We start from the raw sequence: 8,895 nt of genomic DNA on the forward strand, positions 1-8,895 counted from the left end.
GCCCAACAGAGATTGCCTGCAGTTCGAGGTCGACAAGTGGCAATGCGCTCGCAACGCTGCCCGCCGAACTATCCAGTGGAAGTTCACTCGTCAAGATGCAGACCAAAAACTAGGAACGCATTACGTTCCGTTATTTACGTGTTGATGTACTAGCGGTCATGGGTCCAGAGCTTGCGGACGCCGCTACGAAGCCCCTGGCCTGGAACGAACTTGTCGCTGAACTGCGACGCTATAGCATCGCCGAGCGCGTCACAGTTGAAGCGCTAAATCTGGCAGACGAGTCAGCGAGCCAACGTCCTACCGAACCTGCGTTGGTGGTGCATCGCTTGACACAGGATGCGGCACGATTCAAGGTGTGCAAGCCCGTCACGGATTCAGGCGCTGCACTGGGGCTATTGTGCGATGCGCTGCCCGAAGACACGAAAGATCCCCAACACTGGCCGCTCTTCGCACACTGCTTGCCGCATGTATTCCACATCGATTTGTTGTCCAAAACTTGGAACCTCCCGCTCGCCCAGCACACTTGGCTGCTCGATCGAACGGCTAGCTACCTCCACCACGGTCCGGCGCTCTTTGAACGATCCCGTGCACTGGGCAACCACGCACTCATTGTTTGTCAAAGAGCACTGGGTGAGGATCATCCGATCACCCTGACATTCATGAACAATCTGGCGGGCACGCTTCGAAGCCAGAACGATCTTGTCGGATCGCGTCAGCTGCTAAGGCAGGTTCTGAAGATGAGCAGCCGGGTGCTCGGCCGTGAACACCCGGACACTTTGAGATCAATGAACAACCTTGCTGGCACGCTGCGGAATCAGGGCAAGCTCGGCCGCGCTCGAAAGGTGCAGGAGTGGGTTCTAGCGATTCGCCACAAATCCTTGGGAGCGGAGCATCCAGATACACTGACTTCGATGAGCGATCTCGCGAGCACAATGGCGAGCCAAGGGGACCTGATCGGGGCCCGCGAGCTCCACGAACACGTGCTGGAGCTCCGCCGCCGCGTACTGGGCGAGGAACACCTAAACACGCTGACGTCGATGAACAACGTCGCCGTCGCGCTAGTCACTCAGGGAGACTTGGCCAGCGCGGGCAAACTCATGGAGAAGGTGCAGAGGATCCGTCGGAGGGTCCAGGGCGTTGATCATCCCGATACGCTGCGGACGACGAGCAACCTCGCCTTCATCGTATGGCGTCAGGGTGACCTGCAGCGCGCGCGCGAGCTTGAAGAGCATGTGCTGGACGCTCAACGCCGTGTGCTCGGAGAGGGGCACCCAGACACGTTCACGACGATGAACAACCTCGCCGTCACGTTGCGCGCCATGGGTCAGCACTCAGCGGCCAAGGCGCTGATGAGTGGGGCATTTTCTAGTCGCACTTCCGTATTTGGGGACCTTCACCCCGATACGATTCGTTCAAAGCTCGCCCTGGAGACTTGGCAGGGCAAGGCACCGCCGGTCGCGATCTGGCGAAAGCTTTTTGCACGGCTCAACGGTCGGCGATGATGATCTTGCCTCGCGCTCATTAGTGCGCGGGCGCTACGATGATCGATGGTGTCGCCGTTGACGCCATTGCGTTAAAGGCGAGGCAATGGTCGTCGGAAGTAGACGTGTCGCCCCTACCACGCCGCACGTGCAGAACGTCGCGCATCTACTTTGCGATTAGGCATCGACAGTACACTGCGTCCTGTCTGATTCTACGGGGGGCGGTCGGATGCGACACGGGCGAACGCTTTATGTATCGTCGACCTTTGAGGACTTGAAGACCCATCGTGCGGCGGTAAAAGCGTCGCTTGAGAAGGCCGGCTTTGACGTCGACTCGATGGAGCAATATGCGGCGTTTCCTGAGCCTCCGCTGGGCAGGTGTCTGGCTGACGTGCTCGCGTGCGACGGCTATGTGCTGCTGCTAGCGCACCGCTATGGTTTCGAGCTGGCAGTCGATGGGCAGGCGTCCAAATCGATCACCGAGTTGGAATATGGACAGGCCATCGAAGCAGGCAAGCCGACGTTTGTGTTCTGTGTGGACACCGAGCACGACTGGAAGCCGAAGTTCATCGACCATGGGGCCGCGGCCGACAAGCTCGCCGCATTCCGCCGCCACGTAGAAAACGCGCATGGTCGTGCCCTGTTCACCGACCCCGACAACTTGGCCCGCCAGGTACAGGAAGCGCTGGCCAGCTACGCTTGGCCAACCAACGACGCGACGACGGTGCCTCCCATTCCGGCCATCGCTGGCTACCGCTGGCCCGCAGTCTGGGATTTTGCGCCGTACATGGCGCATAAGCGCGGGGTCTTTGAAGGCCGCGACTGGTTGTTTCGCGAGATCAACGCTTGGCTGACAGAGCCACGCCCGCGCGCGCTTCTGATTCACGCCGATTTCGGCGTCGGCAAGTCGGCCATCCTGTCCGAGCTCGTGCACCGCAACCCGGGCGGCGCGATCGCTGCCTGGCACTTCTGCCAGCATGACACGCAGGAGACTCTGCATCCAGGCGCATTCGTGCGCAGCCTCGCGGCGCAATTCGCCGCGTCGATTCCCGGCTATCGGGACCTGATAGAAGCGGACACCGCCTTGCAGGAGCGGCTCGACCGCGCGCTCACCGATCCGGGTAGCGCCTTCGAGGGGTCCATCCTTGCACCACTGTCGCGGTTGACCGAGCCAGACACTCCGCGCCTGCTGGTCATCGATGCGCTGGACGAGGCTCTGGAACTGGACACCACCACAGTCCCCGGCAGCTGCACTACGCTGGTCAAGTTGCTGGCTGACAAGGCCGGGCGCTTTCCGTCCTGGCTGCGCGTCTTGGCCACCTCGCGCCCCAACCCACAAGTGCTAGCGCCACTGAGTGCCTTTGCTGCGAAACGGATCGACGCCGAAAGCGCCGGCAACCAGGAGGACTTGCGCTGCTACATCCTGGGCCGCTGCGCACGAGAGCCGCTGGCCGGCGTGCTGCGCGATGATGGCCACGCTGTCGGACCGCTGGCGGATCTGCTGGTCGAGCGTAGCCTGGGCAAATTTCTCTACGCCGTACGCGCCATGAGTGACGTTGAAAACGGCCGTATCGGCGTGGGTGAACTAGTGGCACTGCCGCCCGGCATGGACAGCTTCTACCTCGACGCGTTCGAGCGACGCTTCACCCGTTCCGGACGCGACTATGAAGGCGCACGCCGCGTGCTGGGCGTGCTTGCGCTGGCGCGCGAACCCGTGCCCCCGGCGCTGCTGGCGGAGATCTTGCAGATACCTGAGTCTGAGATCAAGTCCGTACACAAAGCGCTGCCCGACTTCTTGCGTCAACGACTGGGCAAGTTGAGCTTTGACCATTTCTCAATGGCCGAGTGGTTGACCCGCGAGGACGACCAGGGCTTTTCCCGGGCGGGCGACTACGCAGTGGACACACTAGCCTCACGGGAAGCATGGCGGAAGTGGGCGCTGCGGCAGGTGGACGAAGGCGTGGCCCACCGGTCGAGATACCTGCTGCGCCACCTGCCTTCGCACCTCGGCAGCGACGAGGAACGGCATCGCATATGCGGCGGCTTGATGTTCGAAAGCTTTGAGTGGTTGCAGGCGCGGCTGGATCTGGCCGGCGTGGAAGCGTTGCTGTCCGACGCCGAGCTATTGAAAGGCGTGTCGGGCCAGCCGCTGCTACTGGCGGTGTTGCGCAACAGCGCGCACGTGTTGCGTCAGTTTCCGGACCATCTCGCAACCCAGCTGCTGGGGCGGCTGGGTGACGGTCTTGGGCCGGAGCGAGCCCTGGCGTCGCTGACCGCGTCGGCAGGCCGATGGCTGGCCCACGCTGAACACCAGGCGCGGGCGGGCGCGTTGCTGATTCCGGTCAACCGCAGTCTGCGTCTCTCTACCGCGCACCAGGCCACACTCGTTGGTGGTGGGCAGGCGCTGGCCGTGCTGCCCGACGGCCGCATCGCCTCCGGCGCGAAAGACTGCACCATACGCCTGTGGGACCCGGCTTGCCCGGACACGCCCCTCACCTTCGAGGGACATTCGGAGCCGGTCACCGCGCTGGCCGCACTGCCCAATGGCCGAATCGCCTCCGCCGCCGGTGACGGCACCGTGCGCCTGTGGGACCCGGGGCACTCGGAGGCGTTATTGGTGTTCGAAGGAAATCCGTGCCAGGTCACCGCGCTTGCCGTGCTGCCCGATGGCCGCATCGCCTGCGGCGCCGAGACCAACAGCGTGCGCCTGTGGGACCCGGCGCACCCGGACATGCCTATCGTCTTCGAAGGACATTGGGGCGAGGCCGCGCTGGCCGTACTGCCTGACGGTCGAATTGCCTCCAGCGCCCGTGATGGCACCGTACGCCTGTGGGACCCGGCGCACCCGGAGGCGTCCATCGTGTTCGGAGGAAATTCTCGCGGAGTCACCGCGCTGGCTGTGTTCCCTGACGGTCGCATCGCCTCGGGCGATTGCGACGGCACCGTGCGCCTGTGGGACCCGACGCACCCGGAGGCGTCCATCGTGTTCGAAGGAATTTCTCGCGGGGTCACCGCCCTGGTTGTGCTGCCTGACGGTCGCATCGCCTCGGGCGATTATGACGCTGCCGTGCGCCTGTGGGACCCGGCGCACCCGGAGGCACCCATCGTCCTCGAAGGACATTCGCTCTGGGTCAGCGCCCTGGCCGTGCTGCCCGACGGTCGCATCGCCTCATGCGCCGGTGACGAGACGGTGCGTCTGTGGGACCCGTTGCGCCCGGACGCGCCCATCGCCTTGGAAAGACATTTGGACTCCGTCACCGCACTGGCGGTGCTGACCGACGGCCGCATCGCCTCCGGCGCCTTTAACGGCCCGATGCGCCTGTGGGATCCGGCGCATCTGGAGGCACCCATCGTCTTCGGGGGGCATTCGGACTGGGTCAGGGCCCTGGCCGCGCTACCCAACGGCCGCATCGCCTCCGGCGCTTCTGACAGCACCGTGCGCCTGTGGGACGCGGCGCACCCGGACTCGCCCATCGTCTTCGAAGGACATTCGAGCGGGGTCAGGGCGCTGGCCGTCCTGGCCGACGGCCGCATTGCCTCCGGCGGTGATGACCACACCGTTCGCCTGTGGGACCCGGCGTATCCGGACGCGCCTATCGTCTTCGATGGACATTCGTTCTGTGTCACCGCGCTGGCCATACTGCCCGACGGCCGCATCGCCTCCGGCACCCTTGAATATGGCAGCACCGTGCGCCTGTGGGACCCAGCGCGCCCGGACATGCCCATTCTCTTCCAAGGACATTTGGGCGGGGTCAACGCGCTGGCCGTGCTGCCCGATGGCCGCTTCGCATCCTGCGGTAATGACAGCGCCGTGCGCCTGTGGGACGCGGCGCACCCGGACGCGCCCATCGTCTTCGAAGGACATTCGGGCAGGGTCAGGGCGCTGGCCGTGCTGGCCGACGGCCGCATTGCCTCCGGCGGCGATGACCACACCGTGCGCTTGTGGGACCCGGCGCATCCGGAGGCGTCCATCGTCTTCGAAGGACATTGGGGTGGGGTCTCCGCGCTGGCCATGCTGCCCGACGGCCGTATCGTGTCCGGCGCGAATGACTGGACCGTGCGCCTGTGGGACCCGACTGATCGCCAATCCAATCGGGTCTTCGTCGCCGACGCGGCCATCAACTGTTTGGCCGCGACGCCGGGCGGTCTGATCGTCGCGGGTTGCGCCGACGGCACAGTACATTTCCTTCGCGAGGGCTCCTGAGTAGGATTACCTAAGGACGACCTGTCCAACCCACCAGCGGCACACCGCGAAACCACTGAGGCACACCATGCGGGTATTCGTCAGCCATAGCTCGAAGGATATTGACCTAGTAACGCAACTTGTCGACTTGATGCGCTCAGCCCTCCTGCTCAGTGCCGATGACATTCGCTGCACGAGTCTGGAGGGCTATAAGCTACCCGGAGGCGCTGATACGGACGCAATCCTCAAAGCCGAAGTGGAGGCAGCCGACCTTGTCGCGGCGGTACTCTCAACTGCTAGTTTGGCATCTCACTATGTTACTTTCGAACTCGGCGCGAGATGGGGTAACGGCATGCCGCTCATTCCCCTACTCGCGCCAACCCTACCAGCAAGCGCGCTATCCCGCCCCCTGTCGGGGCTTAATACGCTCAGCTGCGCAAGTGCAGCGGACATGCATCAGTTTGTCGCTGAATCAGCACGGATCTTGAACCTCACATCTCAGCCGCCAGCAAGCTTTCAACGGCACATCGATCGAATCGTAAGTTCGGCTCACGTGGGGGCTGCAGCCGCGCTTGATATCACCGGCCCCGAGAGACTCCTCTACTCGACCGTAGAGCGAGACTTGGGATTTGACTTCAAGGGCGCTTCAGCACAGCTGTGGCAAAACATCGATGGGAAGGACCAGCCAGTTAGCGGATACGGCAAAGGGTCACTCGAATTTGCGGATGGTCAGATTCTCAACCTGCGGCGTACAAATGACGATGGTCGGTTTGAGATATGGCTGAACTGCTACTTTGGCCCAGAGGGCGAGCGTACTTCTGTGGCGGGCAACGATCTGCTTTCTGGACTTAGACGCTTTCGCGTTGACTGCGAAGCAAAAGCGACGGACTCAGAACATACATTGAGATTCGTGCTGCGAAGTGACACTACCAAGAAGTGGGTGGCAAATGACGAGCGCACCGTCTCTACCAATACTTGGACTCCGATCAAGGTGTATTTTCAAGTTCCACCCAACGCGGATTTCCGCCTCAGAATAGATGATCTAAATGTTAGTCGCGCTCCCAGCAGTGTGCAGATTCGAAATCTCAGGCTCGTCGAGCGAACGACCGAGCAGTGACGATGCGTAACGAGTGCAATCGATTTGCTGGGGTGAGCGGCCGCTGACATTTGCCTGGTCAAAGGCAGCAGCGGCGGCCGCAGAGAATCCTTCTTCCTGTTTGCTCGGGGGTTGGCCATGCGGTGACATCCAAATGACCCCAACAGATGGCGAAGCCGCTGAAGGCGACCTGTGCCCACTGCGGCCGGCCGCAGCGGGAAGTACCCAGCGATCGCCTGGGGCATGCGCCAAGCGACACCGAGTTGAGGAGCATCGAGTGAACCCTCAGTTGCAACCCTATCGCAGGCAAGCTGAAAGCCGGGCTGCCATCCTTTTCATCCACGGCTTCGGAGGCAGAATTTTCGACACTTGGCTGGACTCCATCGAAGATACTTATGCGCAATGAGGTCGGTTTCTGAAAAAATTTGGTTGCCAGTCTGAGCAATCGTAGTTTCCACTTTCGTTTCAAAGACTTAGAAAAGGCAGTTCATGGCTCGCATCGAGAATCACAAATACAGCATCGAGGAAGCCTTTAGGGAGTGCTTCTACATCGTATGCGGTCAATAAACCGCGTCCTGTTCATCGACGCAGATCAAGTGCAGGGGTTGAGCTACGAGGTTGGCAGCGCGATGTTCCAGGGCAGTAGCGCCTCGTAGTCGTCGACTGTTTGCGCCAGCGGCAGCTTCTTGAACAGGGCGACGAGGTAGCGATACGGCTCGACGTTGTTGGCCTTTGCCGTCTCGATGAGCGAGTAGAGATTCGCGCTGGCGTTCGCACCGCCAACGGTGTCGGCAAATAGCCATGAGCGGCGACCAACTACAAATGGCCTGATGGCGTTTTCCACCGGGTTGGAGTCCAGCGGCCAGGTGCCGTTGTCCAGGAAGCGGATGAGCTTGGGCCACTGGCCGTGAAGGTAGTGCAGCGCCTCGCCCAGCAGGCTCGTTGGCGCAACGGCGTGCAGATGCGCGAGCAGCAACTGTTCGATCTGCTTGACCACTGCGGCGCTGTAGCGCTGGCGCAGCCGGTGACGGCGCTCTGACGTCCAGTCCTTGGCCAGCGCCTCCGCGCGATACAGCTTGCCGATGAGTTTGATGATTCGTGTGGCCAGCTGATCCGGCGACCGGGCTGCCTTCGGTGTCGACTCCTCGGCCTTGATCAGCGGTCGGCGCGCGTGCACCCAGCATCCAAGGTGCGTCAGGCCATGGTCCGCGGCGATACCGTCGTAGACCTGATACCCGTCGGTCACGAGCGTGGCGCCGCGCCGGATGCCTGCATAGAGCTTCTGCGCGTGCACGGTACCGCGACCCGGCGCATAGGCGAACAGTCGAACTGGCGGTCCGCTGCCGTTCATCTGCGCCCACATGTAGCTCTTGGTCTGCGCCTAGCGCCCGGGCTCCTTGAGCACTTGGACGGTCGTCTCGTCCCCGTAGATCAGGTCGGAGTCCAACAGGTGATCACGCAGCAGGTTGATGATGGGCTGCACGGCCAGGCCGATGCGCACCACGCCCGCGGCCAGCGTGTTGCTCACGATGTCGCCGCCGAAGCGGCGCAGCAGAACGGCCGTGCGATACAGCGGCATGCCGAACTGGTACTTGCCTGTGATGACCCAGGCCTGCGCCTCTTCAGTGAGGAGGCCTCGCGGGATGATGCGTGCCGGTGTCGGCGCGACCTTCAGGCTCAGGTCGCAGCAGGGGCACGCGTACTTGATGCGGTGGTGCTGCAGCACACGCACCTGCTCGGGGATGACGTGCATCTGCTCGCTGACCTCGGCGCCGATCTCCACCAACGCGTAGCAGGGCCTCGCAAGTCCGCCCGACCTGTTGAAATCGCTCTGAACGTGCCGCAGTCGACCTATTGCACTGGCGCGGACGGTATTGTTGCGGACGACAGGTCGATCTCGGTCTTCGTCGTGGCGATCTTGCCCAGCACCTCTACATCGCCGCTACCGATCGCATACGCCGCTGTGATCGATTCCTTGTGAACGTCCAATCCAACATATACGGTGCTATCGTCTTTCATGCTGGTGAGCTGGCCCCTTGAATGACAGGACTCGGTCCATCGCTTATCTTTGAAGATAGGAGTAGGACTGTGAGTACGAATAGGAATACGGATACCGTCGAAGTGATCATGAAGGA

Annotated in this window: 3 protein-coding genes and 2 pseudogenes; 3 read left to right on the top strand and 2 right to left on the bottom strand. The window is 62.4% G+C overall.

What is annotated here, in order from left to right:
* The first annotated feature begins 158 nt into the window (after positions 1–158).
* The 3 genes from QTI04_RS33990 (at position 159) to QTI04_RS34000 (ending at position 6,781) form a co-directional block, all read left to right on the top strand.
* Entirely contained in the window at positions 159–1,502 is a 1,344-nt protein-coding gene (locus tag QTI04_RS33990) for a tetratricopeptide repeat protein (protein ID WP_286619613.1), read from the top strand.
* 208 nt (positions 1,503–1,710) lie between these two features.
* Positions 1,711–5,685, top strand: coding sequence for a DUF4062 domain-containing protein (locus tag QTI04_RS33995; protein ID WP_286619614.1), 3,975 nt, complete (start codon positions 1,711–1,713; stop codon positions 5,683–5,685).
* Positions 5,686–5,752: 67 nt separating this feature from the next.
* Positions 5,753–6,781: a toll/interleukin-1 receptor domain-containing protein gene (locus QTI04_RS34000; protein ID WP_286619615.1), complete on the top strand. Its 1,029-nt coding sequence runs from the start codon at positions 5,753–5,755 to the stop codon at positions 6,779–6,781.
* A 589-nt stretch (positions 6,782–7,370) separates the two neighbouring features.
* Here QTI04_RS34000 and QTI04_RS34005 read toward each other — a convergent pair.
* Positions 7,371–8,552 (bottom strand): annotated as a pseudogene (locus QTI04_RS34005) (IS66 family transposase); the annotation flags it as partial.
* Between the two features lie 101 nt (positions 8,553–8,653).
* Positions 8,654–8,779: pseudogene (locus tag QTI04_RS34010) on the bottom strand (IS110 family transposase); the annotation flags it as partial.
* Positions 8,780–8,895: the final 116 nt, after the last annotated feature.

The organism is Variovorax sp. J22R115, assembly GCF_030317005.1.
Classification (GTDB): domain Bacteria; phylum Pseudomonadota; class Gammaproteobacteria; order Burkholderiales; family Burkholderiaceae_C; genus Variovorax.

What these genes read in the sequence shown, in the direction of transcription:
- QTI04_RS33995 (WP_286619614.1), top strand. Translation starts at nt 1,711, where the DNA reads ATGCGACACGGGCGAACGCTTTATGTATCGTCGACCTTTGAGGACTTG.
- QTI04_RS33990 (WP_286619613.1), top strand. Translation starts at nt 159, where the DNA reads ATGGGTCCAGAGCTTGCGGACGCCGCTACGAAGCCCCTGGCCTGGAAC.
- QTI04_RS34000 (WP_286619615.1), top strand. Translation starts at nt 5,753, where the DNA reads ATGCGGGTATTCGTCAGCCATAGCTCGAAGGATATTGACCTAGTAACG.